We start from the raw sequence: 25,958 nt of genomic DNA, 5'->3' as shown, positions 1-25,958 counted from the left end.
CATATCCATCTGAGCCTGTTTTAAAGTTAACATAGTTTAATTTGAAATCTCCTGTTAATGGTTTATTTGGTTCAGTTCCTATAAGCGGTATAAATGCCCCCGATTCTCCAGCAAATTGTTTTGAAACCAAAGAATTTGCATCAGAAACATAGCGGTCATGTTCTCCGCTCTCTTTAGGAACAAGATAAATTTCTAAAGGTAAAATATCTTTTATTTCATCATTGCTATTGGTATATGTACTCGCTTCAAGGTTGAGGGACTTTACTATAATTTCTCTAAATTTTGCCATTTTAATCGTATTGTGGTGTTTCTTCTGGTTCCTGGGCTATAGGTTCTGGAAACATCCATGTTCCTCCTTCATACCCGCCTAATAATGATTCCAACCCCTCGACTTCTGCAATTGGAATTTTTGTATTTTTAAGCCTAAAAGAAGAGAATGTTTCCTGAAATTCTTCTTCTGTAGGCATGTCGCCGGTTTGAAACCAACTTAATATTGTTTCTAAATCTGTCATGGTATTTGGATTTGGTTTTAAGTAAAATTTGTAGTTTGGTGATGTAAGCTGAAGTGTAAAGTTTTATAATACTTTATTTCTTAATTATTGAAGATTCAATTTTTAGTATTCTGACAGAATATACGCAAACTTCATTTATTATGCTTGTTGTTCTTCTTTTACTATTTCCCAATCTTGAGCTTCTGTAAAGTAAAGTCCTCTTCCTACTTCACCACTAATTCCATCAATACATTCTTTTTGAGTAATTGCTAAAAGCCCTCTTCTGAAAAGTTCGTTAATACTTTCTCTAAAATTTCCTTGGGTTATATCTATATTAAGAATTTCAGCTAAAGCATCTAATTCTTTGTAGGTCATTGTTTTGAATCTTGGAGGTTTTGTATCAAATGTTTTTCTTACCTGAATTGTTTCCTTAACATCGTTACCTTCTTCATCTTTAGTTGTTACTTCTTGGTCTAATACTTTACTAATACTGTCTATGATTCTCATTTCATAGATTTTTTGGTTAGGCTTGTTTTGGCATAAATCGATTTCCATTTTGATAATTCCTCTCGTAGAATTGAAAATCACGTCTTTGTTTGTTTGAATTGCTATCATATTTTATTAATTTATTTTTTACTAATTTGTGTTTAAAACATTATAATTTTGATTTAACTGGTTGATAGGCACATCTTTTACTAACCAATATTCCATCAATATTTAAGTTTATTCCGAAGCAAAACATATTTGGAACGTAAATATTCGTTTCATACGTGCTTAGATTTTTAATTTTTACTTGTGCATATATTTCTTGAATGTTAGCGGATATGCCACCTAAAGTACATATAGAACTCACATCACTTTCAGCGACCTGACCACCTCCAACAGTATTGTCGTTACTGTAAACAATTCCTAAGAATGAAATTTCGTTATGAATTACCCTCGCTTTAATAGGGTTAAAATAATCAGGGGATTTATGATATGGAACTGTTATACCAAATATTACATAATTTTCTTCTCTATTCAATTCTAAAACTTCTGAATGAATTGAGGGTATTTTTTGTATTTCACCACCGTAAGACTTAGGTTCATATCCGAGAGTTCCATCATCTTTCTGCACAATCTGTTTTGTAAATGTTGGGTCACCCTGAGCATTTGTTAAGCCAGTCATTTTAAAGCCATCCGTATTTATCTGAAAATTTCTTGAAACATAATATGTCGAAAAATCCATTTCCAAACCAGAATCTGTGATATTAAAAGTAGATTGTTTAGCACCTTGATTATTATTTTTTGAAACATAAAAAAATATTCTTGGTTGGTCTGCATACATCCAATTATAACTTACAACTAACTGACTATTCGTAGAATATGATTGGTCACTTACGCTTACTGATACTGAATCCCCATAATATTCTAATGCTTTTGTTACTCTTAGTCGATCTCCATATGGTGAACTTGTAACAAATTCTGTTTTATCAAAAGCATTATTGAACTGATTTCCTCGATATGACCTATAATGTCCATTCAGATACAAGGGATCATAAATTCCTAAATTTCCCTGATAAAATGCACCTGTTATTCTTTCTCTATATGGATCGACCCCATTCATCGGAATAAATGCCCCCGATTCTCCAGCAAATTGTTTTGAAACCAAAGAATTTATATCAGAAACATAACGGTCATGCTCTCCACTCTCTTTAGGAACAAGATAAATTTCTAATGGTAGAATATCTTTTATTTCATCATCGCCATTGGTATATGTTCTCGATTCAAGGTCGAGGGACTTTACTATAATTTCTCTAAATTTTGCCATTTTAATCGTATTGTGGTGTTTCTTCTGGTTCTTGGGCTATAGGTTTTGGAAACATCCATGTTCCTCCATCGTTCCCGCCTAATAATAACTCTAATCCCTCAACTTCTGCAATTGAAATTTTTGTGTTTTTAAGCCTGAACGAAGAGAATGTTTCCTGAAATTCTTCTTCTGTAGGCATGTCGCCGGTTTGAAACCAACTTAATATTGTTTCTAAATCTGTCATGATATTGAAAATTTGGGTTTAAATAAATTTGAAAATTTGGTATGTGTACGAATAGAGTATCTTGTAGATTTTGTAATGATTATTAAGTATACCTGAAATAATTGTAAAACCTTAACAGAAGGCTGTTCACAAAAGGAGAATCTCTAAAAATTACAGTTTGATAGTACCAAACCAGAGTCTCTCACGAAAGAAAATCCTACACTTTATTGAATATTCAGAAAAGTAAGGTTTATCCCATTAATAACTGCCTGCCTGAATTAAGATCATCATTAAAAAATACAATCTATTCTCCATAAGTTTTCAGGTATTAGTGTTTATTTTATTGTTTATATTTTAATGGAATACAAAATTGATGGCATCGAATGTGCCAGAAGAGCCTAAAATAATTTTCATTCCTACAGGACGGGATCTATAAATGATTCCGTTAATATTGATTTCCAATATTGCTTGTACAACAGCAAAAGGCTTCCTGTGTTTATATTTAAAAGACTCCGATTTATTTATGCTTCCCGAAGGTAAAAACTCTTTATAATCGGAATGAGGTCTGAAATAATGTATTGGTTCGATATCTATGATACTCTCTTTATTCTCTACAATATACTCTGATTTTCTATTCCATCTTTTTGCATCAGTCATTTTTTCTTTATAAAACCCTGCAGGTTTCACATAACCGTTTGGCAATTTTTTTCTCTGTTTATAACGTTCTATTATAATTTGGGGTTGGTGTTTTTTTATATCGATGTCACCTACAAGTTTTACATCAAGATGTTTATAATATACAACTCTGCTTAAAATATGTGAATAACCTTTTATTTCTTTAGGATTAACATCCGGTAAGCTTTCAACTATTTTATGTCCTGCACCAGAGTTCATTACATTATCTGCTTTATAAAAATGATAGTACTTAGAAGAAGTAGTTGCAGACGGTCTTATTGATAGCCCAAAATTAAACTCACTTAAATGTGCATAACTATCTATAAGCTCTGCAAACTGATTTTCGGTAGGCTGATCACCTATTTCGAAATAGGTTTTCAGTTGTTCTCTTGTGGTTAATTTATTTTTTTCGTCCATAATGTTTTTATATTCTTTTACAGCTACTTTTCGTACCAGTTATCATTCATAATTTAGAATCCAAAATTCACCTTTTTCTAGCTTATTTGAAAGTTTTTCAGTGCCTCCGTTCTGTAGTTGCAATAACTGTATCCGTTTCATATCCAAGAGATTCATCACTTGATTTCAAGGCACAAAATTCATTGTTTTTTTATTCTTGTGAAAGTTTTTAAGCCTCTCCATTCAGTAGTTGCAGCAGCATTTATTCTGAGATGAATTTTGATTGAATTTGGAAAAGAAAGTATAAGAAGTATAATTAAGAAAATTTTATTTCTTTCATCAAAAAAGCTCGGAATATAAAATCCAGGCTTTTTTATTTTCGTATGTTAAAATTAAGGTTTTATACTTAATTTTACTCAAGTCAAATTAATATTTGATTATACTGTTTATTTTATAGATATATGCACCGGAAATACTATTAGGGTTAGTATTGAAATTTCTAAAATATAAACTTTTAAAATATATATTTTTAAGAACCGAAGTATCAACAATAGTATATCCTACAAATATTGACGTTCCGACACTTAGTACAACTGTTATATTAGAGCCTTGTTTTTGTATCAATAAAGTTGCTTCTGTTGATATAGGTACGTTGAAAAAGCCTCCTACACTACTTTTTATTTGATTAATTTGATAATTACTCCCTGAATACCCCATCCAAATAAGCATATCGGTAAATAAATTAGGAGTGTCCGTTGTTGTTAAACCTAATGGGAATAAATTGTTATCATTGTTGGGATTTGTTCCAGTACAGGTTAATCCTATATTTATAATAAAATTATCTTGATTGGTAACATAACTCTTAGATAACGCACTAATCATAGCTTGCCCATTATTAGGCATGTTATTGGCAAAATCAACATCGACACTTATATTTACCCTATCATTTAAAGTATTTATATTGTCATAAGGCTCATCATTATAAGTTTTTATAGTCCAAACATTATCAGATAAATCAACAACATCTATAATATCTTTAATTTCAATAGCATTATTATGTATATAATAAGCTGCGCCATTCCATAATCTTATCTTGTATATTCCCAAAGGCAATAATTTCAAAGTGTTATCCCAAAAATTGAGCTTATTACTATCTGTCAAAGAAACGTGAGAATTGTCTATTGTTGCAACTACGGTATCGGATGAATTTAATATTTCGATAGTAAAAGAAGTGGGCGGTAAATTCAAATTAGCTCCTATTAAGGTGATGAAAGCCGGTTCAGGATCATTAGATTTAATAAATCTCGGATAAGAAATGTAAACACTCATCGTGTTGGTTGTCCAACCTCCATTCATTAACGTTTTAATTTCTATTTTTTCAGGCTCTGTAAAGCTTTGCCACAGAGCTTTATAGTCTGCGAAATCCCTATACATAAACAATCTTGATGTGCCTGTTAAATCGGAACCATAATAACGTTTATTATTATGCGTAATTTGATAAGGAAGTATTTCAGAATTTTCATCAAAAACCATTGCTTTTGCTCTTATTCTGCCATTATTTAGATGCAGCATTTCGCTTGGTGTAGTCGTACCAATTCCATATTTACCAGAATTATTGTATATATCTGATGATAAAAAATCTGTATTATTCCAAAACAAAAGATAATTGACCGTGGGATTGATTGCCCGATAACCCGAATTTGTATTATGATTTATAAAATAATTTCCAACTTCTGTTGGTTTACTCAATTTAGAATCTAAAACCATTTGCAATCCTTCAACCATCGAAATCATGATACTTGTCAATCCCGTTGGTAAATAATTACTTTTACTATTTTTCTCCCCACCTTTAAATATAAATAGTGAAAAATTCTCTTCGTCATCCGGAATAGCAATAAAATCATTCTGTTGAAATTCATATTTATCAGAATTTTCAGCAAACTCAGAAATATCTTTTTCAGACGATTCAATCAGTTCTGTAAGTCCCAAAGCTTCGATTTTATCGGCTCTTATTTTACCGTCTTTAACGTAATCATCTGCATTAATTTTGCTATTTAATAATGATTCCAGTTTTTCAACTTCTGCAATCGGAATTTTTGTATTTTTAAGCCTAAAAGAAGAAAATGTTTCCTTAAATTCTTCTTCTGTAGGCATATCGCCGGTCTGAAACCAACTTAATATTGTTTCTAAATCTGTCATATTTTTGAAAATTTAATTTTATGTGAAATTGGTAATTGAGCGAGAATTCTCTTTCAGGGCTAATTTTACTAGTTATATATAAGATTCAAAATTGATTTTCGCTTATTTGAAAATTTTTCAGCTTCTCAATTCTGTAGCTGCAGTAAATGTTATTCATCTAATAATCAAATGATTCTTCACTTAATTTCAAAGCACAAAATTCATTGTTTTTTTATTCTTGTGAAAGTTTTTAAGCCTCCCTATTCAGTAGTTGCAGCATTTATTATGAGATGTTTTTATTTGAACTAGATCATAGTTAAGTAAAAAAGGATCAGAAGTTTATTTAAAATTAAGCGTATGTCTATCATCAAAAAAGGCTCGGATTATAAAAATCCAAGCCTTACTATTTTTAACTTATATATTTTATCGGAAGTTCTCCGAAAAACAGATGATTATTCTATTTTAAAGAAGAAAAAAGCGACTGCTGCCCATTCTTTTTTAATTCCGTTGGCATAACCAATTGTACCGTGACTGCTGTTTTCCACCGTTCCATTGTCTTTGATGTAACCAATCGTTGAATGACTACCGTTTTCTACCGTTCCGTCTTTTTTAACATAACCAACCGTAGAACCGCTTTTATTTTCTATTGTTCCATCGCTTTTAATACGGCCAATTGTGCTGTGACTTTTATTTTCAACTGTACCGTCGCTTTTGATGTAGCCAACTGTAGAATGGCTTTTATTTTCAATGGTTCCGTCTGATTTGATGTAACCTGCTGTGTTACGACTTCCCGATTCAATGGTTTGTGCGCTTAAAATAGAAAGATTAAAAAGGATAGTACAAATGAATAGTGTTTTTTTCATGGTTTTTAAATTTTTAAGTTTATGATTTTTTTTTATTAAAAAATGATCATTCTCTTAGCTTATCATAACTGTAAAGTTGCATCAATTCTCTATATTTTTCCATAAATATAGCAAGTTTTCTTGAAATATAGGATGGCTAAAATAATTAAATAAATCTTCACCTACCTCAACTTGTAAACTATGTTCGAATCCTATTTAACATCACAGGCTCTTTAAATATCCTAATACTTTATTTTTCATTAGGCAAAATTTTATCTCTTACCTCTGGTTTTAATTCCCTCATTTTTTCATAACAAAAAGCGGTTTTATCATCTAATAAAAACCGCTTTTTTTAAAAACCACATCAAATCTATTAGATGTTTTTTTCTGCTTCTTCTATATTATACGCAATTCTATCATCTTGCTTTATTAAAGCTCTAAAGACATCTATAAATTTATTAAAATTGCTTTTGTCATAATGAACAATTACCGGAAATAATTGACTGGCTTGGTAATACCTTTTATTTTGTAAGGCACTTTGTATTGCCTGTTCTATTTCTTTTAAAAGTGGTCTGCAATTTTTCTTTAAAAGAAAATCTTTTAGATTGGATTCAAAAAATTTATCACCATAAATATTCAAAAAGTGTGTAATATATGGATAAAGTTCTTGTTCCGTCTTTCCATTTAATGTAGCAATATATAAGGGATTTGTAATTACATCATATACATTGTCTTCACTATGGAGTCTATGGGGTTCAAAACTTTCTTTTTCATCCCATTTTTCGGAAATAAGTCTATCTAGCTGTTTAAATCCTTCCGGTATTGCCCACGCAAGTAAAATAAGCATAGCCTGATAAGCAATATATTGATTGTCATTATGAAGAAGTAATTTTAATTTTTCAACTCTGTCCGGATCTATTTTTTCAAGGAGTTGTACTTCGTTTAAATCATATCCTTCGTTTCCTTCTTCGTTATAGTGATAAAGGAGTTTGTTTATTTGGTTATTCATTTTGTTATTAATTATTTTTTTAATATTAGTAAAGGAAACTATTCCTTCTTTAAAGATTATGTTTTTCAAAATTAAATTCCGAAATCCAAATCTCATTTATAATCAATAATTTATTTTTTAAAATATATCTTTTCTAACTACTTTCCCAAATTAAAGTTTATTGCTTCTTTTATTAATTCATTTAAGTCATTCCATTGATTACATTCTTTTTGATAGAATGGTTCCATCCAGTCATAATCTTTTATTATACAAACATTAAAATATCCTTCAATATCAAATGAAGGATTCCATCCAACATCTAATAAATTACCATTTGCCAATTCAACTTGTAGCAAATCTTCTTTTAAATTATTAATATTATCTTCGATGCCCAGCGATATATCTACTATACTTAGGTCATCAAATACTATTTTACCTTTATTTCCAATTATTTCTTTTATGTTAAATGATTTCATTATAAATTTATTTAGTTAATTTTAAATATTCTGATTTAGGTATTGGATGTCCATGAATTCTTCCTGCACTCAATTCTACCCCGCTGCGCAAAGTCTCCTGACTTTGTGCAAACTATTATTCATCATAGTTATTATATTTCCAAAACTCCTTCTTTTTTGTTACATCAATTATAGGATTATCAGCCAATTCAACTTTTAATAATCCTTTGTCATTTGCATAATTGCTTGCTGAGGAATATATTTAATGTTGTGCTTTTTCCACAATACCTGCTCTTATTGGATTTAGATGTATATAGTTCAGTTTATCCCACATAAAATGTAAGTTATATATTTCTTCTGCATGATTTCCATATTGCCAAAACTGATAGTTCTTATTTCTACTATGGGTTTCTGTAGCTTTTTTAAATAAATCAAGCATCCACTCTCTTCTGCTTTCAGGTTCTGTTTGTATAGCTTCTAAAATATTTTTGCTCGTAAATTTTTTAAAATCTCTTATCAGATCTGATAATTTGCCTTCTTTCGATTGCACTATTAAATGAATGTGATTGCTCATAATTACGTAGCCATACAATATCATTCCTTTTTCTTTTATACAATAATCTAAGGAAGAAACTACGATATCTTTATAAACTTTTCTTGTGAAAATATCTATCCAATCTACTACCGTACAAGTAATAAAATGCGGTTTTTCCTGATCTTTTATAGTATAGCCTTCTTTCATTTAGTATTGTTTTAATTTTTGTTCAAAGTAAGGAGACTCTCAGAAACGGGATAAATTTAAGAAAATTTGTTTAGGTGATATTGCTCAAAGTCAGGAGACTTTGAGCAGCAGGGGGTATAAGAATTGTGTCCTAACAAAGTTAGCAACTCCATTATTTAAATTATTCCTACATCTCCATTTTCATCAAGAATAAAAAATGTAACTATATTTTTCTCAAAATAAACCATACATGGCACATTTGACTTATGATAATCTTTTTTTCCTTCTGGGTGTGTAAACTTTTTATCTTCGTATTTAAAATTCCCATACATAGTTGAAGAATAATTTAATGTAGATGGCAACATTTCATTTTGTTGCAGCTTAATAAAAGTATCTTGAGAAATAATATTATATGGAGTCCTATATATTTCCGAATAATAAAAATCTTCTTCTGCATAAAACACAAGTTCATCATCTACAAGCTCTACTATTAATGCATTAATTATTTCTAGAGAATGATCTCCTAACAAATATTTATCAATTAATTCTTGCATTTCATCATAATAAAGTTCTGATTTTGGATTGTGTAAATCCATTTGTATGATTCCTATTGCCATATTATTATTTTATTGTTTTATTTATCGTTGCTCAAAGTCTGGGGACTTCGCGCAGCGCGGTCAAAGTCAGGAGACTTTGCGCAGTGGGGGTGGAGAAATAAAAAAGCGTAGTTTCTATTTTTAGAAACTACGTTTTAAGCTAGAAATAGACTTTTTATAATTTATCTTTATAATGATAATAGAACTCCATTTGCTCAGATAGAACATTATGAATCTCAGTCCAGCCATGGGTTCTAGAAAGATCAATAGCTAGACCCCAACACATTTCTACTCCATCCAGATCTCCTCTTTTTCCCGCCCAGTAACTTGCACTTAGTAAAGCATTCCAGCAACCTATTGGATCATTGTACTCTTCCTCTAATATTACTGCAGCTTTAATGTGTAGCTCACCTGCATAATTTTTCACTTTTCTAATAGCTTCCGTAGCTTCAAAAAGAGGATGTTTTTGTACTTCTTCGGGAAAAATTGCATATTGTTCTTCCCATTCTGAATTAAACGAATCTGATAGAGAATCTAATAGAGAACTCGAATGCCCAAGATGGATGGTATATTCTTCGAAACTGTTATCATCCCCATCAAATCCATGCGGTAATTGTGCACAATGCCAATAATGTTTCCATTTATCAACATCTTCTATTGTAATTCTCGAATAAGCTCTTTTAGCAAGAACATTGCCTATATAGTTACTCCAAAGTCCGTAATCAGCATTCTCATATTCAGGCAAATAAATACAGTCATCAATTAATTGGTCAAACAGTTCAAAAGCTTTTGCATTTTCAGATGTATTATAATAATGATTCCAAAATTCTTTGTAAACGTCTTCTTTATATTCAGAAAAATTTTCAAAACGTTCCTGATTTGATTCTGATAACAAAAATTCTTTTAAAAATTCCAGATTACCCCCTCCAAAATAATCAAAAAAAGGTTGAGATAATACCATTGTTTCCTCTATCCTTTCCTTAGCCCGTTTTCTAAAAAACTCTTTATCCATGTAAATTAAATTTGCCATAGGTATAATAGCTTTTACATTGGGAGCAAGCATAAAACATTCTTTATATACATTATCGAATGAAATAATAGAGTATTCCTGAAGCATTTTTTTGGAAGGATTTAATTGAAAAGCTAAAACATTATCCGAACGAAAACCAAAGGGCATTATGGACCAAAATCCCATTTTTAAAGACTTCATTAATAGTCTTTTTTCATCTTCATGTTCAAAGGTGAAATTGAATGTTTTTTTAATATCTATATCTTTATAGATTTTTTTTAAATCAGAATACACTTTGTTTATTTCCATAGTTATTTTATTTCTTTAATGACATGATTTTCCCATATTTCTTTTGATAATATTTCTACTTTTTCAAGAGCATCTTGTCTTACGGTCTTATCTCCTTCCAATTCTTTGTGTTCTTCTAAAGCAGCTTTTAAAATATCTAAACCATTTTTTAAAGCATGCTCAAAGAGAGTGCAGCTGTCGTATTAATCTCTTCAAGAATTTTTAATTTATGCCTTTCAATTTTACCCCGCTGCGCAAAGTCTCCTGACTTTGAGCCAATGCTTCACTCCTCATAATTATTATACTTCCAAAACTCGTTCGCCTTCGTTACATTCACAACCAGAGTATCTGCTAATTCTACAATCCACTACCGTACAAGTAATAAAGTGCGGTTTTTCTTGATCTTTTATAGTATAACCTTCTTTCATTTAGTACTATTTTTGATTTTTGCTCAAAGTAGGGAGACTCTCAGAAACGGGATAAATTTAAGAAAATTTGTTTAGGCTAATATTGCTCAAAGTCAGGAGGCTTTGCGCAGCGGGAGTTATAATATTATCGACTAATTCTTTCCATGTAGCGGTTCTTTCTAAAAATACTGCAATTATTTTAAAATTTTCATCCTCTTAAAAAAAACGAAGCTTCTAAAAAATAGAAACTTCGCTTTTATAGTATTTATAGAGTTAAATATCGTTTAAATAATGCTCCATACCATCTTTATCGTCCAATGGTTCTAGATAACGCTCAATATATATTGGCTTTTTTAAGGTTTTAAAAGAGATATCTTCTAAACCTTGACCCCCTTCAAATTTATCTTTTAATAACATTTCATCTCCAAAAATATATTTTTTAACAACCTTTAAATCATTATTAATTTTTTTTATAAATAGACATGCTCCATAAGTGAAAATTTCCTCTATTGGATTTCCTGTTGAAAGATAAACCACATAAACATCGTCATATTTATCATCTTCATAATGGCTTATTTTATAAATGTGTCTTATGTTTGATGCATCTGCATCTTTCCATCTTTCATAGAATTCTTCACTTTTTAATTCGTTGTTAGGGATCATTCCAAATTTATTGTGTAATTCTTCTACACAAAAGCTGTTCATGAAATTTAGTTTTTGGTTGTAGTCCTCTAAATTTGGTTTAATAGAAGCATTAGATGCTTCAACTTCTGCTTTTAAAAATGCAGTTATAAAATTTCTTAGTTCTTCCATATTTAATTATTTAAGTATTTTCTTTAATGTCTCGTCTGCACCAATTTCTATTGGTCTAATATTATGCCTAATCTCTTTAGTTCCATTAAGTTTTACTAACATAACTTCGTATATCACACTTTGCACAAGCCCCCGCTGCGCAAAGTTTCCCGACTTTGTGCAAACTATTATTCATCATAGTTATTATATTTCCAAAACTCATTCTTTTTTGTTACATCAATTATGGGGTTATCAGCCAATTTAATTTTTAATAATCCTTTGTCATTTGCATAATTGCTTGCTGAGGAATATATGTAATGTTGCGCTTTTTCCACAATACCTGCTCTTACTGGATTTAGATGTATATAGTTGAGTTTATCCCACATAAAATGTAGGGTGTATATTTCTTCTGCATGATTTCCATATTGCCAAAACTGATAGTTCTTATTTCTGCTATGGGTTTCTGTAGCTTTTTTAAATAAATCAAGCATCCACTCTCTTCTGCTTTCAGGTTTTGTTTGTATAGCATCTAAAATATTTTTGCTCGTAATTTTTTTTAAATCTCTTATCAGATCTGATAATTTACCTTCTTTCGATTGTACTATTAAATGAATGTGATTGCTCATGATTACGTAGCCATACAATATCATTCCTTTTTCTTTTATACAATAATCTAAAGAGGAAACTACGATATCTTTATAAACTTTTCTTGTGTTAATATCTATCCAATCTAATACCGTACAAGTAATAAAATGCGGTTTTTCCTGATCTGTTATAGTATAGCCTTCTTTCATTTAGTATTGTTTTAATTTTTGCTCAAAGGAGGGAGACTCTCAGAAACGGGATAAATTTAAGAAAATTTGTTTAGGCAAATATTGCTCAAAGTCAGGAGACTTTGCGCAGCGGGGTGGAGAAATAAAAAAAGCTGAGTTTCTAAAATAGAAACTCAGCTTTAAGCTAGAAATAGACTTTTTATATTTTATCTTTATAATGATAATAGAACTCCATTTGCTCAGATAGAACATTATGAATCTCAGTCCAGCCATGTGTTCTAGAAAGATCAATTGCTAACCCCCAACACATTTCTACCAAATCCAGATCACCTTGTCTTCCTGCCCAATAACCTGCACTGAGTAAAGCATTCCAGCATCCTATCGGATCATTATACTCTTTTTCTAATATTACCGCAGCTTTAATATGAAGATCTCCTGCATAACCTCCAACTTTTCTTATAGCTTCAGTAGCTTCAAAAAGAGGGTGTTTTTTTACTTCTTCCGGAAACATTGCATACTTACTTTCCCACTCTGAATCAAATGAATCTGCTATAGAATCCAATATAGAGTTTGACCAACCAAGATGAATGGTATATTCTTCAAAACGATTACCGTCAGCATCAAAACCATGAGGCAATTGTGCACAGCGCCAATAATGTTTCCATTTGTCTTTATCTTCTATTTTAATTTTCGAATAGGCTCTTTTGGCAAGTACATTACCTATATAATTATTCCAAAGACCATAGTCATTATCAACATCTTCATATTCCGGCAAATAAGTTAATCTCTGAATAAGTTTATCGAATAGTTCAAAAGCTTTTGTATTTTCTGGAGTATTGTAATAATGACTCCAGAATTCTTTATAAAAATCTTCTTTATATTCATCAGCATTTTCAAAACGTTCCTGATTGGATTCTGACAATAAAAATTCTTTAAAAAATTCCAAATCTCCACCTCCAAAATAATCAAAAAATGGTTTAGATGACAATATGATTTCATCTATAGTATCTTGGAGTCGCTTTCTAAAATACTCTTTATGCATAAAAATCAGATTTGTAAGAGGAATTATTCCTTTTACATTTGGAGAAATCATAAAACATTCCTGATATGTATTATTAAATGATACAATAGAAGTATCCTGAAATCTTTCTTTATTTGGATTTAATTGAAAAGCCAGAATATTATCTGCGCTAAATGCAAATGGCATTACCGACCAATATCCCTTTTTTAGAAGTTTCATCAATAAAAATTTCTCATCTCCATCTTCATATTCAAAGGTGAAATTAAATTTTTTATCTACATTTTTATCTTTGTAGATTTCTTTTAAATCAGAATGTACTTTGTTTATTTCCATAATTATTTTATTTCTGTAATGACATGATTTTCCCTCGCTGCCGCACGATTGCATCGTATGGTTTAGAAAATTATAATCTTTAAAAATCCAGCAAAACTTACGAAATATAATCCTTCAGGGTTATAGAACCTATAATTGCGACTCATCAATTATGTTTTTGATAAAGATAAAAACTTTTTAAAAAATTATTGGATAATAAAAATATCATATTAAAGGATTCGTACGATAACTAGGGATTTGTTTTATCAATAAAGCGCATAAAAAAGCGAAACTTCAAATGAAGTTCCGCTTTAATTTTAATTTTTAATTGTTTTATTCTGCATTATAATCAGCTAAGCTATTAGCTTCTTCTGGAGCTTGATATTTTTCAACAGCGATAAGTTCTCCTGGATTTTTCACCTGATTTATTTTTAAATCGTGTGAGTGACGCCATTCTGGTTCTTTAACACCAAAAGTTAAATCATATATTATTTTCATCCCCTCATTTGTTTCGGCTACATAAAAAAGTTTATTATATCCTAATTCTCTTCCAGTATTTTCTGTGTAACTTGTATAGCAAGCAAAAATTTCATCATTAACTAACCATCTTTCTAATCCTTCTCCTACTTTTGGATTTTTGTATTGCTTAATTTGAAATAAAGTTCGTGGGATTATTTTTTCATATTTTTTCAGATATCTATTAACCCAAATCTCATCTCCGATAATCCTGTCTATACTACCACCTCTTCCAAAAGGGTTGGAGTTTATTGAATGATAAAATGAGTAAGCATCTCTTTCCAATTCATTGTACTGTAAATCGGAAATTTGAATATCATATTTGCCTTTATTTGCTTTAAATTCTGCTTCAATATAATTTTCGATAAGTTCTTTTATTTCTTTCATTTTTTTTATTTTGTTCCAAATAATAAGTCTGATTCTTTTATTTCAAATATTGCAAAATCAATTTCTTCTTTATTACTGTCGTAAAGAAATACATTGTAAATCACTTCTTGGAGTCTCTTTTGGCTAGTCTTTTTTAGATTTTCCAAAATCCTTGTTTTTAACTCTTCATCAGTCAACATATTTCGCTCATCATCAGTTGTTGTATATTCCGCTAATTGTTTTCTTACTTCAGACATTTCAAATATAGTATTATCTTCAGAATACTGCAAATGTACATCCATTTTAAAATAACTCGCATCGGCAGACTGTTCGACAAAATCTCTAATTTGATCTTCTCGTCTCCTCATCGTTTTCTGATTATATTCAGCACTTGTAGCAACAATATTTTCACCTATTTTATAGCCGCTTCCTCCAAACATATTGGCAATAATATGAGCAGCATCCATTCCCGTATTCTTAACTTTCCCGTCGGGATCTTGCGTGTAACCTCTTCCTAAATCATGTAAGGTAAGTTGATCTCCTACTACTTTAGTTGGATATCCGCTTGCAGGTATATCTATAGTAAACTTTTGGTTACCTTCTTCATATCCATAAGTAATCCTTTTACTTCCTCCTTCAAGCAATTGTGTTCCTATTTTATAAGGGAAGAATTTATTATGTAGTTTTTTTCCTTTTGGGGCTGTTAAATCATTTAGTTTAAATTCTTCTCCAAAATCATGGACTTCTTTACTTAGCTTATCAAGATCTGCTTGTGCATCCTCTTTTCTAACCTTATTTATATCACTCTCTACAGTTCTCTTAGCGTTGATCAATTCTCTTCTTACATCATTATTTCTTTTCTGCAATCTGATAATCCCTTGTAATACTCCTTTTCCTTTAAATTCATCAGGATGATCTTCTACATAATCTCTAAACCTGTTAAGTTTAGTTGTTAATGGTAATTTCTCACTCGCCATATAGATCTCCCCATTTTCAAACATCAGAGTATGCTTTTCTCCATTCATCGTAAATGGTTCAGGGGCGATTTCAGAATCCATATTTTTGATATGTTTATCATCAACCTTTTCCTTCTTCTTACCAAGTTTCCCAATTCCTGTTTTACTCAACAGTTTAGCAGCCTTACCTTTAATAAAGTTCCAGAACTTCACAATCGCATTCTCAATACGCTGACGTATTTTTCTGATAACATTCAATATTTTATCAGCCAATCCGCCTAGATTCAGCAATGAAGCTAAAAAGCCAATCAGTACAGGAACAGCTCTTCCCAATGCATTTTCTATTGATTTGGCTACTGCGCCTACATTCCCGCTCGCAATTGCTTTTATACTGTCGGTAAATGCTTTTACCAATTCCATAATTTGTGCTGCTCGCTGGATGAAGAATTTTACCACATCTATAATCGCCATTGCTGCTTTTATAAATGCTCCTACTGGAGTAAGTAAGCCTAGTACGAATTTAATCCCCGCCTGAATTACCTGAGATTGGATAATGTCCATAATGGCATCCATCACCGTCGTTTTAAGGTCGGCAAATTGATCTTTCAGGTATTCCCAAAGTCCGGCAGCACCGTCTTTACGGACAACCTGCACTATTTCAAGACCTTTTTCAGAAGCAGTCTCAAGAACTTTCATTACAGGTTCACCTATTACTCTGGCTCCAATCGATCTGATTCCGCCCCAGGTTAAACCAAGCACCTGCGAAGTAATCGAGAATACACCTTTTAAAGAGAATACATCTTCCGGCATCGTTAAAGAAATACCTTTCATTGCTCCGGTTAACCATCCGAAGAAACCTGTTTTAAGGTGCGTCCAAATATTGGCTCCGAAATTGGTAAATCCTTGCGAAACTCCGGCAATAAGGTTTTTGAAGAATCCTATCGGATCCATAATAATCGCCTGAATCGCACTGATAACACCGGATAATAGATTGGTAAGCGTATTTTTAATTTCAATAATAATAGCGAACACACTGGTTTTTAGCACATCAAGAGCTTTGTTTATCAATCCGCTGTTTTGTGCTTTTAAATCTGCAATTCGGGTATCAATACTAGCAATATTGTCGGCATATTTTTTAGCCAAAACATCAATCAATGCATCTTTTTTACTGTTTACGCTTTCTTCCAACGCATTAAATTTACTTTGGATATCTACAATAGCATCTTTCCCTATTTTCCTTAAGCTTGGCGATAAACTGTCGACATAAGTCTGTACATCTTTTTTGCCTTTGGCAATTCTGGTTTTGGCTGTGTTAAGCTGGGTGGTAACATGACCGGCAATTTTATCAACATGACCATCCATGATTTTAATGTAGAGTTTTTTACCACTTTCAAAGTATTGATTGACTTCATCAGGTAAGCTGGTGAGTTTATCCCACAACCATGTTGCAGCTGTAACCAAAGCACCATGTTTTGCATACGCTTCTCCATAACGTCTGCGTTTATAGGCACTCATTTCTTTCTCAACGTGCTTTTCAAATTCTTTTTTAGCTTGTTTACTTCCGTCCTCAAATTTCTGCGCTACCGATGTATCCAAATTCTTTAAAATTCCATCTACATCTGCTTTGGAGCTCACATAAATGCCATTAATATGATCGGCAATTTCTTTTCGTTTTTGGCTGTCTTTAGCTGAAGTTTGTTTTTGATCACCATGTACACTGCCCAATCCACCTTTTCTTGCACCATGCATTCCACTAATATGACTTGCCGCTTGTGCTTGTGCATCAGTACGGGCTTTTGACAACTCCTTAGATTCGTTGTTTCTAAACTGCTGAGTTGCTTCAACACTTTGGATTTTCGCTTTATTCTTTTGATCTAAAGCATCTGTAAACGAAGGTTCATTGGAATTTGCCAACATCTTATCGGTTACTCCATTAGCTTTCATTTCGCTGTCGATGCTTGCGGTTTGTTCCTGAATAGGTTGTTCTACACTTGCCGCAGTTCTTTTTACAGGCATCGCTTTAGCAGCATTTGGAATAGATGGAGCTTTACCTACATTTTGTGTTGGCATTTTTGCAACTGCACGATGAGGCTGTGATGCAATATCCGGTTTTGTTGCGGTAGCAGAAGCAATATCATGTGCTGCGACATTCTTTTCCTTCTTCACATCTCCGACTGCTTTTTGATTGACTTCGTTTATATTGTTGTGTTTTTCGAACTCATCTGCTTCCTTTTCATTAGCAGGAAGCTCAATATTGTGTATTTTCTCACTCAATAAAGCTTTGAAATCTTCTTTCTTGAACATTCCTGGATCCTGCGCACCCATGAAATTTACCTGACTCGCCTGTGCCAAACTTTGGCGCTCGTTACTTGGTGATGGAGCTGCAGCTTGTGCATCGTTTGTTGCTTTGCCTGATGTCTCATGCTGTTTTTGCTGCTTAGCCGTACTACCAATTTTCCCGCTTAATGCCGTAAATTCAGGATTACTATTCGCATTTGGTGATACCTTTTCAATTTCGGCTGTTTCTGCTTTGTCACTCATTAATTGAGCTTGATCCGTATTTGCACCATCAGATTTCATAGGTATTCCTTTTTTATCTGAAGGTTTTACAGCAGGATCTGTTGTTTCGATCTTTTTACTTTGTTGATGAACCATCGCCTGCTGCTCCAACGTTTTTGGAAAAGTTCCGGACTTAACATCAGTATAATTCTGGAGCTGACTCGCGCCCAATGTTGCCATATAACTCTTTTCCATATTCTTGGTATCGGGATGATTGACATCACCAGTTTGAGCTAAACTCTCCTGATGTTTTTGATACATGATTTCTGAGCCCTGATCGTAAATGGTTTGTGAACCATGAACAGCCGGAATGACACCATTAAAACTAACTGCGTTACCATTAGGATTTGCTGATCCGTTCAACACAGTCGAACTGGTTAGTTTTTGTGTTTGTGTACCCACTTCTACCTCAGATTGATGAACAACTACAGGCTCTTTCTGCTTTTGCTTTTTGCTTTGGTTTTTATGGGATTTATTGTCTATTTCTACAGGTTTTGCTGCTTTCATTGACTTGGTATTTTTTAAATTACATATTATTTTAAAAAGGTATATAAAGCACAACTCGTCTTGTTGTGCTCTATACCTACCTGCTGAAGTGAAAAATCAAACCGGGAACGGCAGATCTTTTTTAAAGAAATTGAGTATTTAGAAGTGGTAATTCAACTAAGTGATGAGAAACAGGTAATGCTGAACCACTTATCATTTTTATTTCTCGTTAATTTGAGTTTTCAGGTTTTTCATTTTCAAAATTCATTCTTTTCAGGGAGAATTATTCGTTTTTTGAGTGATGGTTTCCGTAATTGCAGTAAAGAGTTTTTCACAACTTATTTTTTATTAGACTGCATCATCTTTCTTCTCTTCTTCCACATCAAAATGCCTGTCTGTCTTTACGCCGTATCTGGTTTCAATAAAAAGACTCACTGCTGTATCAATCCAGTTTGGGAGATTATTGGTGATCATTTTCAAAAATTTATCATAGCCGTAGCCAAGCACAAACAGTACTCCTGTAGAGTACCATTTGTCGTGCAATTCAGCTTTGTTCATTAAATAACTCATGGTGAGACCAACAATCACTACTATTGCCAATGTGATAAAGTGTTCCCATGGTTGTTTTTTCTCTTTATTCTGTATGGAAACCAACACCCTTAGCAATCCTCCCGAAAACGCTATTGCTGTGCCGATGAAGAGTGCTTTTATACTATCTAAATTCATTATTTCCTATATTCTTGGTTAGAAGTTTTGTTTTTGTAATTTTCAGATGCTTAATTATTCAAAATCAAGTATGTACATATCATCTAAAAACCGTTTGCTTTTCAGAATATTTTCATTTTCATCCAGATAAGCTAATTCATCGATAAGATCATTGATGTCTCTTACAGGCATTTGCCGTTTTGCTCTGTTCTTTTTTATTCTTTTTATTCTCTTTTGTTTCATGGTTTCTAATTTTTTCAGTTGTTTTTTTCGCTTTAAATTGATTTTCCTAGCCTTCATTTTTTGATACTCTATCCCTGAATAATGTTATAGATGGTTCTTTCAGACAGGAATAACATTTCCATTAACTCTGTTACAATTACTTTCATCTGTTTGTTTTGGTTACGCTTTACATAATCAATTACAAAATCTTTTCTTTTTTCTACTAATTCTTTGCTACGTTTCATGTTTGGTTAATTTTTATTTATGTTAAAAAGTTTGTTTTTTTGAACTAAACATCTATTATTTCTCACATTCTCACAGTTCAGTTGAGTCAATAAGAGTCCTAAAGACTTATTTTAAGTCTTTAACAGATGCCTGATTACATTAATTTAGTTTTGGTTTTTTAGAAGTTGATATGTGGTATTTTCTCAGACCTAACTTCTTTGTTCTTAAGTTTTACTTTTTGTAAATGATCCTATTAACGTTTATAATGAGTGAGTATTTTATAAACAATTAAAAAGTCGCATTTGCTTATCAGTAATTTGCTGTAAAGAGTAAAAAATTCTATTCAAATTTTAAATAATCTTTACATGTTAATTAAGTTGGTTTCATAATTTTTTTTGTGCTTTTTGGGTGTTTCATTATTTTTATTGTCGATGATAATTATTCGATATTTTATACATTAACTGCAGTATTCTATTTTTTTAACTTGTGTTATTATTTCAAAAACTTAAATGATTGCTTCAAACCAAAACAAAGCGCATATTTTTCATTTACAATTATTAAAAGCGAACATAAATCATTTAATAAATTAAAAATCCGATATTTTTTCATATATTTTTAATTTTAAAAGAAATATTTTTACTTTATATATTCTTATATGAAATAAATACCAAAGCCTTTCTACAAGCGACTTAAAGCGTCAAAAACAAATAATAACTCACTGATTACAAGCAATTATTTAGCTTAAAAACAACAATCAAGTATTAAAAAAATATTAAATCAATAATATAATTATGTATCTTTGTATCGTTCTAGTTTAACAACATGACAAATATACGAACATTGTTCGTTTTTCAAAATTAAAAATGAATATTTTGCGTATTTTTTTATAAATTAATTATAAACATATCAAAATGAACTATTTAGAATTCAAAGAAATCAGGAAGAAACTAAAAATGAAGCAGGCTGATATAGCAAAATCAATAGGAGTTGGCACCAGAGCCGTACAATATTGGGAAAAAGGCGAACGAAAAATACCTGAAACGACCGCTTATTTTGTAAACAACCTACTTGAAGAGCAACAAAATAAATTAGATACCGGGGCATCTCCTGTAGTTTTTTCAGACCTAAAGGTTATGAATGTTCCGCTTGCGAATCAATATGCACAAGCTGGCTATTTGCATAATTTTGCAGATGAAGAATATATAGAAAGTCTACCTACAATTCCTTTCACTGACGATGTAGAGCACCGAGGTGAATATATGTGTTTTGAAGTAAAAGGCGACAGTATGGATAACGGATCATACGAAAGCTATCTGGAAGGCGACATCATCCTTTGCAGAAACATAAGACAAGATTATTGGATGAGTAAACTGCATTATGATAAATGGGATTTTGTAGTCGTTCACAAAGAGAAAGGTATTTTAGTAAAACGCATTATCAATCATGATGTTGAAAAAGGCATTATCACTCTTCATTCTCTCAATGAATATTATGATGATATCGAAGTTCATCTGCGGGATGTTGCAAAACTTTTCAACATCATCAGTACAAGACGTAAGAACAATAGAAGATAATCGACACGATGTTATTAAATAAAATCCTCAAAATTTGAGGATTTTATTTTTTTTTAAGTTCATACTTTTTGTCCAGATTCATGAAATCATCTCACATAAATCCTTTAAACATAAATTATTTTAGTATTCTTTAATAATATATCATCCAGCGATGTACTTTCTATTTTTACTAATGCATTCTGTGTAAACTCTGTTTTTGGACCACTATCGCACGAACCAATAACCATTTCTCTGTTATATTTTACAGATTGACTGGCTTCAAGAACTATATCAACATTAATTTCTCCGTTAACACTTACATTAATTGGAATTGCTGTAACTTCAGGATCTCCATCTGCAATCTGTTCTACATAAGTTAGGTTTGTACCATCTGATTGTTTTACAATTTTACCATCTCCATTTACAAAAATACTTGCAATTGCTCCTGAAGGAGTACCAGTCAAGCTGAATATCATCGGGACATCAGATTTATTTCCTGTTAATGTAAAAGATAATTTACTCTGGCTACATTTATCCAAACTTTCATGTCTTGCGTTTTCAGTATATACAAATTCCGGTTCACTGCAATCAGCACCCTGATATATAGAAAAATTATGCTCAGCTGAAATACCATTACATACCTCACCTTTATTCAAAAATAAAAGCTGTGAATCTATATGCAAATGAGCGGGGCTTTCTTCAGATGATATAAAAGAAGAATATTCACTAATTCTAACCTTGATTTGTCCGGCTTGTGTCGGCGTATAGGTAAATGGTACAGATTTATGTCCTGTAAAGCCACTTTGTAAATTATTTGGAACTTCAAAACTCTGTAATACTTCGTTTTTAGTCCCTAAAACTTCAACGGTATTCACAAAAATATCATTACATCTTCTATAATATATTTCATGAGATAAATCCATTGGTTTACCAACTGCAGATGCAGCAATATCTACTGTTGCAACTACCCAAGCAGGGAAATTAGATAGATTTTGTATATCTAATCTAGCATTTTTAATATTGGATAAATTTTCACAAATTGAAACTTCCGCTTTTTCTTTAATATAGATGAGACTATATGAACTTGCCATATTATTGCTTGCGTCAATAGCAATTGCTTGATATTCCTGTTTACCTTCTGTATTAATATAATCTGTAAATGTATTTGTGGAAAGTTTTGGAATAAATACATTCCATGCACCATTGTCAATCTTTTTCAGAACATGTATGTTTACAATATCTCCGTCAGGATCAGTTGCATCGACTGTAATTGTAAAATTACAGATAGGTTCTGTGCATGATTTTTGTGTTACAGAACCATCCGCCCATGCTATAGATACTGCTGGTCGAGAGCTTTGTTTTTGAATGAATATTATCTTCATATCATCAGAAGCACTCTGTCCTGAAGAATTAGTAGCGGATAATCTCAATACATAAGTGCCGAAAATATCTGCTGTAAAAGTCGTAGCTAAATTTGCCGTATTTCCAAAACTAAAGACGGATCCTGCCGGACTTGACACTACCTCCCATAAAGTCGCACCCAATTGACTACCTATACTTTCTGCATGTCCGTTCAAATTCACAATAAACGGATAAAAAACAGACTGAACAGTACCCGGAGCTATCCATTCGTCAGGTATTCTTATTTCTCCTTCTGTAGCATTGTTCAGTTCCGAATAAGGTACACTTAATACGTTACTGAATATTTCCGTTGTAGTACCCAAAATATAAACACCTAATCTGAAATCAAGTATTTCTCCCTGATTGATAATATTACTAAAAAGCGCATCTGTATGAGAACCGTTATAAACGGAAGATCCATCAGAATACCATGCAGTACTTGATTGTTTTTTGTAATACAGTCTACAAGTATTTATATCAGTACCCAATCCGTTTTCTATGCCCAGTTCTATTAAAAATCTGTCACTAGGATTCGCATGTGCACCATAATTAGGGGGAGATCCTATATTTTTAATTTTTCTTAAAACAGGTGTACCATATTTCATAGCTACTTTAGTAAAAGTCTGATCCGGACCGGCATCAACCGAAAGATTGTTTGGAACATCATACCAATCGCTTATTGCAATATCCTGAGAACATCCACCACCACTTACATTTACTTTTATAGTCGGAATTCTTTTAGGTGAAAGATTATAGAAAGCATAACTAACATTACCCTCTGAATCTGGATTTAAGATAATCGGATTTCCATTATCCAAGAAATCCCAGCTGTACTGATAATCTATAAAATTATCTCCGGAAACTTTAAATTTCACAATAGTCGTTACTGAATCACTTTCAGGATATGAAACCTTTTCAACAACAATTTTCACATTCGGTTCTGTAATGACTTTAATACTGCAATCGGTAGGTTGTCCGTTGACACTGAAGCTGATTTGCTGGTTATGCAATTCCGGGCTTACTGATGTCGGATCAAAGAAGTATAATCCTTTGATTAATTTTACGCCTCCATCTAAAGGAGATTCCACATTAGCAGTCACGACGCCATTGAAAGGTAATACCGTGAAAGGAATAAGATCTGCCTTAGCACAAATAGTGTTGTTTGGTAAGCTCAAATTAATTTTAACTTTTGGTGTACAGCAGATATAAGAAAGTGAAAAGTCTGCAACCACCGTTTTATCTTTTTCATCATCTCCGTAAATCATCACAAAAGTACCGCCTTTTACTACTCCATGTCTGTGCTCCAGTCCTGAATATTTTTCTATATACTCATTGAAATATGCTTTTGAAAGGTCTTTATTTCCGATAAGCTCGTCAAAAGAAAGAAGCATAATATCAAATCCTAATTGTTTTTCATCTCTTATCCGCTTAATCTGTTCGAAAGCATCCTTATAATCCATACCTTGATGACCTTCAATATTGTAAAAGCCATTTTGATCTATATTAAACTCTAAAGGTTTTTGGATCTGCGCATCCTGAGAAAGCAAATCAGTATTATGTGCTAAATTATTTTTGAATGATCGATGGCTGGTTTTATCGAAATTCCAAGCTTTTAAAAAATTTTCCGTAACCTGATAATAAAAAGGAATTGCCTTATTTCCCAGAGAATTTAATTTTTGCGAAGGAGTAATTTTAATCTGTGCATCCTCCTCAACATCAATCATATATTTAAAATTTTCTACTTGCTGATTAAAACGATTAATTAATGTCTTAACTTTTTGTACCCTTTTTTTATCATCCAAAACAGGAGAATAATAAAACTGATGTCTTGAAGAATCCAGTTGAGTTTCTGATCCTAATTTTCCAAGCATAATATGTTTCGGAAAAGAAGTGAAATCCGGAATCCCTTGAGTAAATGTTTTAGGAAGCAGTTTGATAATTTCTGAATACGTATCCATTAAATCTTTTACTACATCATAAGCGTACTGAAAACCATATTTTTGATCAAGGCAATCTTCCAATACACTTTTAAAGGTTAGATGATCCGCAACTGACAATCCCATCATCTTAGAGATTTCATAGATTTTTTTGAAAACAGTTTCTCCGTATCCGTTTCTCTCTAAAACGTCAGTATAAAGCTTTTTTAAATCGGAAGAAGAAAATTTTTTCTTATTTCCCTCTTCCAGAATAAGCCTTTCCAAAATAACACGCTCCTGTTTTATATCTCCTAAGACATCATCTATAAACAAAGGACGTGGTTGGATATTATCTTTTGCAAGAATATAATTAATACCCTGCGCCGTTGTAACCAACACTTTGAGATTTCGAATTTGCTGAACTCCATGATTATCACAATCAACACCTCTGCAAGGTCTAACTTCTTTTTCATAGCTTTCCAAATACAGCAGCAAATATTTATCTTCTAAATTTGATAAGCCATTAATGGGATTAAAATCTGAAGTTGCTTCTTGAGCTGTTGCTAATTCCCAAAGCTGAATCTGATCGTCATTTTCGTCATAAAATGTAGGATAGTTCACCTTGAAATTATCATAGGCTTTAAAATGTGTGTAAGCCTTACTTTCAATATTGATCGTTTTCAGATCACTTATATATAATTCCTCACTTATTTTACTTGTATTATTTAAACTAAGTAAATCTCCGTCAGTTGTAATTGCTACTCCCTGAGATAGCTGTATGTTACTCAACACTCTATCTTTATAGAAAAGTTTTGGTTTAAGACCACATACAATTCCTACTCCCTGAAGCATTACTTTAGATAAACGATCCTGGTCTTCAAAAAAATCTAAAAATTCGTTAAACTGAGTATGCTCAATGTATTGTCCTTTGCTAAATTTACGGTATTGGATCGATATATCACTTAATTTAATAAACTCACGGTATTCTTCCGGTATATTATTTAATTGATTATTCATTATTGTTCATTTTTAATGATTTGTTAAGATTTAAATAACACCTTAGACAGATACATCTCCCTAAGGTGCTACTTTGATTA

At 31.8% G+C, this 25,958-nt stretch carries 23 protein-coding genes; 1 reads left to right on the top strand and 22 read right to left on the bottom strand.

Annotated elements, in window-relative coordinates; all coding sequences use genetic code 11:
• The 21 genes from OF897_RS19745 to OF897_RS19645 form a co-directional block, all read right to left on the bottom strand.
• The coding region (locus OF897_RS19745) for a hypothetical protein (protein WP_267267385.1) at positions 1-289 on the bottom strand (289 nt) is incomplete at its 3' end.
• A gap of 1 nt (position 290) precedes the next feature.
• Complete coding sequence (locus tag OF897_RS19740) at positions 291-512, bottom strand: hypothetical protein (RefSeq protein ID WP_267267384.1); 222 nt, start codon at positions 510-512, stop codon at positions 291-293.
• Between the two features lie 138 nt (positions 513-650).
• Complete coding sequence (locus tag OF897_RS19735; protein ID WP_267267383.1) at positions 651-1,106, bottom strand: hypothetical protein; 456 nt, start codon at positions 1,104-1,106, stop codon at positions 651-653.
• A 40-nt stretch (positions 1,107-1,146) separates the two neighbouring features.
• Positions 1,147-2,301, bottom strand: a complete 1,155-nt coding sequence (locus tag OF897_RS19730) for a hypothetical protein (protein ID WP_267267382.1) — start codon at positions 2,299-2,301, stop codon at positions 1,147-1,149.
• 1 nt (position 2,302) lies between these two features.
• On the bottom strand, positions 2,303-2,479 hold the full coding sequence (locus OF897_RS19725; protein WP_267267381.1) for a hypothetical protein: 177 nt from the start codon (positions 2,477-2,479) through the stop codon (positions 2,303-2,305).
• Positions 2,480-2,857: 378 nt separating this feature from the next.
• A complete protein-coding gene (locus tag OF897_RS19720) occupies positions 2,858-3,595 on the bottom strand; it encodes a hypothetical protein (protein ID WP_267267380.1) in 738 nt (245 codons plus the stop codon).
• Between the two features lie 405 nt (positions 3,596-4,000).
• On the bottom strand, positions 4,001-5,773 hold the full coding sequence (locus OF897_RS19715) for a hypothetical protein (protein ID WP_267267379.1): 1,773 nt from the start codon (positions 5,771-5,773) through the stop codon (positions 4,001-4,003).
• 431 nt (positions 5,774-6,204) lie between these two features.
• On the bottom strand, positions 6,205-6,615 hold the full coding sequence (locus tag OF897_RS19710) for a 5-fold beta-flower protein (protein WP_267267378.1): 411 nt from the start codon (positions 6,613-6,615) through the stop codon (positions 6,205-6,207).
• A 352-nt stretch (positions 6,616-6,967) separates the two neighbouring features.
• The gene (locus tag OF897_RS19705) at positions 6,968-7,672 is read right to left on the bottom strand and encodes a hypothetical protein (protein WP_267267377.1); all 705 of its coding nucleotides are present in this window, start codon (positions 7,670-7,672) and stop codon (positions 6,968-6,970) included.
• 68 nt (positions 7,673-7,740) lie between these two features.
• The gene (locus tag OF897_RS19700) at positions 7,741-8,058 is read right to left on the bottom strand and encodes a hypothetical protein (RefSeq protein WP_267267376.1); all 318 of its coding nucleotides are present in this window, start codon (positions 8,056-8,058) and stop codon (positions 7,741-7,743) included.
• Positions 8,059-8,299: 241 nt separating this feature from the next.
• The gene (locus OF897_RS19695; RefSeq protein WP_323809081.1) at positions 8,300-8,779 is read right to left on the bottom strand and encodes an REP-associated tyrosine transposase; all 480 of its coding nucleotides are present in this window, start codon (positions 8,777-8,779) and stop codon (positions 8,300-8,302) included.
• Between the two features lie 155 nt (positions 8,780-8,934).
• Positions 8,935-9,375 carry a hypothetical protein gene (locus OF897_RS19690; RefSeq protein ID WP_267267375.1) on the bottom strand — a complete coding sequence of 147 codons (441 nt, stop codon included), beginning with the start codon at positions 9,373-9,375 and terminating at the stop codon, positions 8,935-8,937.
• Between the two features lie 154 nt (positions 9,376-9,529).
• The gene (locus OF897_RS19685) at positions 9,530-10,672 is read right to left on the bottom strand and encodes a hypothetical protein (RefSeq protein ID WP_267267374.1); all 1,143 of its coding nucleotides are present in this window, start codon (positions 10,670-10,672) and stop codon (positions 9,530-9,532) included.
• 659 nt (positions 10,673-11,331) lie between these two features.
• Positions 11,332-11,871 carry a hypothetical protein gene (locus OF897_RS19680; RefSeq protein ID WP_267267373.1) on the bottom strand — a complete coding sequence of 180 codons (540 nt, stop codon included), beginning with the start codon at positions 11,869-11,871 and terminating at the stop codon, positions 11,332-11,334.
• A 167-nt stretch (positions 11,872-12,038) separates the two neighbouring features.
• Positions 12,039-12,644, bottom strand: a complete 606-nt coding sequence (locus tag OF897_RS19675) for an REP-associated tyrosine transposase (RefSeq protein WP_267267372.1) — start codon at positions 12,642-12,644, stop codon at positions 12,039-12,041.
• A gap of 178 nt (positions 12,645-12,822) precedes the next feature.
• Positions 12,823-13,977 (bottom strand): hypothetical protein, encoded by a 1,155-nt coding sequence (locus OF897_RS19670; RefSeq protein WP_267267371.1) that lies wholly within the window; start codon positions 13,975-13,977, stop codon positions 12,823-12,825.
• 312 nt (positions 13,978-14,289) lie between these two features.
• The gene (locus tag OF897_RS19665) at positions 14,290-14,859 is read right to left on the bottom strand and encodes a hypothetical protein (RefSeq protein ID WP_267267370.1); all 570 of its coding nucleotides are present in this window, start codon (positions 14,857-14,859) and stop codon (positions 14,290-14,292) included.
• A gap of 5 nt (positions 14,860-14,864) precedes the next feature.
• Complete coding sequence (locus tag OF897_RS19660; protein ID WP_267267369.1) at positions 14,865-18,860, bottom strand: DNA/RNA non-specific endonuclease; 3,996 nt, start codon at positions 18,858-18,860, stop codon at positions 14,865-14,867.
• Positions 18,861-19,187: 327 nt separating this feature from the next.
• The gene (locus OF897_RS19655) at positions 19,188-19,439 is read right to left on the bottom strand and encodes a hypothetical protein (RefSeq protein ID WP_267267368.1); all 252 of its coding nucleotides are present in this window, start codon (positions 19,437-19,439) and stop codon (positions 19,188-19,190) included.
• Positions 19,440-19,619: 180 nt separating this feature from the next.
• A complete protein-coding gene (locus OF897_RS19650) occupies positions 19,620-19,787 on the bottom strand; it encodes a hypothetical protein (protein WP_267267367.1) in 168 nt (55 codons plus the stop codon).
• 68 nt (positions 19,788-19,855) lie between these two features.
• Positions 19,856-20,011 (bottom strand): hypothetical protein, encoded by a 156-nt coding sequence (locus tag OF897_RS19645; RefSeq protein WP_267267366.1) that lies wholly within the window; start codon positions 20,009-20,011, stop codon positions 19,856-19,858.
• A gap of 891 nt (positions 20,012-20,902) precedes the next feature.
• Here OF897_RS19645 and OF897_RS19640 point away from each other — a divergent pair.
• A complete protein-coding gene (locus OF897_RS19640) occupies positions 20,903-21,565 on the top strand; it encodes a S24 family peptidase (RefSeq protein WP_267267365.1) in 663 nt (220 codons plus the stop codon).
• A 104-nt stretch (positions 21,566-21,669) separates the two neighbouring features.
• Here OF897_RS19640 and OF897_RS19635 read toward each other — a convergent pair whose 3' ends face one another.
• Positions 21,670-25,878, bottom strand: coding sequence for a hypothetical protein (locus OF897_RS19635; protein ID WP_267267364.1), 4,209 nt, complete (start codon positions 25,876-25,878; stop codon positions 21,670-21,672).
• Positions 25,879-25,958 lie beyond the last annotated feature (80 nt).

Source organism: Chryseobacterium formosum (assembly GCF_026460885.1).
In the GTDB taxonomy this organism is placed as follows: domain Bacteria; phylum Bacteroidota; class Bacteroidia; order Flavobacteriales; family Weeksellaceae; genus Chryseobacterium; species Chryseobacterium formosus.
The sequence above is the reverse complement of the archived record's forward strand: the minus strand, read 5'-3'. Positions and strand labels throughout refer to the sequence as shown.

Bases quoted from the DNA above. Each gene is read 5' to 3' on its own strand.
- OF897_RS19740 (WP_267267384.1), bottom strand. From the start codon at position 512: ATGACAGATTTAGAAACAATATTAAGTTGGTTTCAAACCGGCGACATG.
- OF897_RS19735 (WP_267267383.1), bottom strand. From the start codon at position 1,106: ATGATAGCAATTCAAACAAACAAAGACGTGATTTTCAATTCTACGAGA.
- OF897_RS19730 (WP_267267382.1), bottom strand. From the start codon at position 2,301: ATGGCAAAATTTAGAGAAATTATAGTAAAGTCCCTCGACCTTGAATCG.
- OF897_RS19725 (WP_267267381.1), bottom strand. From the start codon at position 2,479: ATGCCTACAGAAGAAGAATTTCAGGAAACATTCTCTTCGTTCAGGCTT.
- OF897_RS19720 (WP_267267380.1), bottom strand. From the start codon at position 3,595: ATGGACGAAAAAAATAAATTAACCACAAGAGAACAACTGAAAACCTAT.
- OF897_RS19715 (WP_267267379.1), bottom strand. From the start codon at position 5,773: ATGACAGATTTAGAAACAATATTAAGTTGGTTTCAGACCGGCGATATG.
- OF897_RS19710 (WP_267267378.1), bottom strand. From the start codon at position 6,615: ATGAAAAAAACACTATTCATTTGTACTATCCTTTTTAATCTTTCTATT.
- OF897_RS19700 (WP_267267376.1), bottom strand. From the start codon at position 8,058: ATGAAATCATTTAACATAAAAGAAATAATTGGAAATAAAGGTAAAATA.
- OF897_RS19695 (WP_323809081.1), bottom strand. From the start codon at position 8,779: ATGAAAGAAGGCTATACTATAAAAGATCAGGAAAAACCGCATTTTATT.
- OF897_RS19690 (WP_267267375.1), bottom strand. From the start codon at position 9,375: ATGGCAATAGGAATCATACAAATGGATTTACACAATCCAAAATCAGAA.
- OF897_RS19685 (WP_267267374.1), bottom strand. From the start codon at position 10,672: ATGGAAATAAACAAAGTGTATTCTGATTTAAAAAAAATCTATAAAGAT.
- OF897_RS19680 (WP_267267373.1), bottom strand. From the start codon at position 11,871: ATGGAAGAACTAAGAAATTTTATAACTGCATTTTTAAAAGCAGAAGTT.
- OF897_RS19675 (WP_267267372.1), bottom strand. From the start codon at position 12,644: ATGAAAGAAGGCTATACTATAACAGATCAGGAAAAACCGCATTTTATT.
- OF897_RS19670 (WP_267267371.1), bottom strand. From the start codon at position 13,977: ATGGAAATAAACAAAGTACATTCTGATTTAAAAGAAATCTACAAAGAT.
- OF897_RS19665 (WP_267267370.1), bottom strand. From the start codon at position 14,859: ATGAAAGAAATAAAAGAACTTATCGAAAATTATATTGAAGCAGAATTT.
- OF897_RS19660 (WP_267267369.1), bottom strand. From the start codon at position 18,860: ATGAAAGCAGCAAAACCTGTAGAAATAGACAATAAATCCCATAAAAAC.
- OF897_RS19650 (WP_267267367.1), bottom strand. From the start codon at position 19,787: ATGAAACAAAAGAGAATAAAAAGAATAAAAAAGAACAGAGCAAAACGG.
- OF897_RS19645 (WP_267267366.1), bottom strand. From the start codon at position 20,011: ATGAAACGTAGCAAAGAATTAGTAGAAAAAAGAAAAGATTTTGTAATT.
- OF897_RS19640 (WP_267267365.1), top strand. From the start codon at position 20,903: ATGAACTATTTAGAATTCAAAGAAATCAGGAAGAAACTAAAAATGAAG.
- OF897_RS19635 (WP_267267364.1), bottom strand. From the start codon at position 25,878: ATGAATAATCAATTAAATAATATACCGGAAGAATACCGTGAGTTTATT.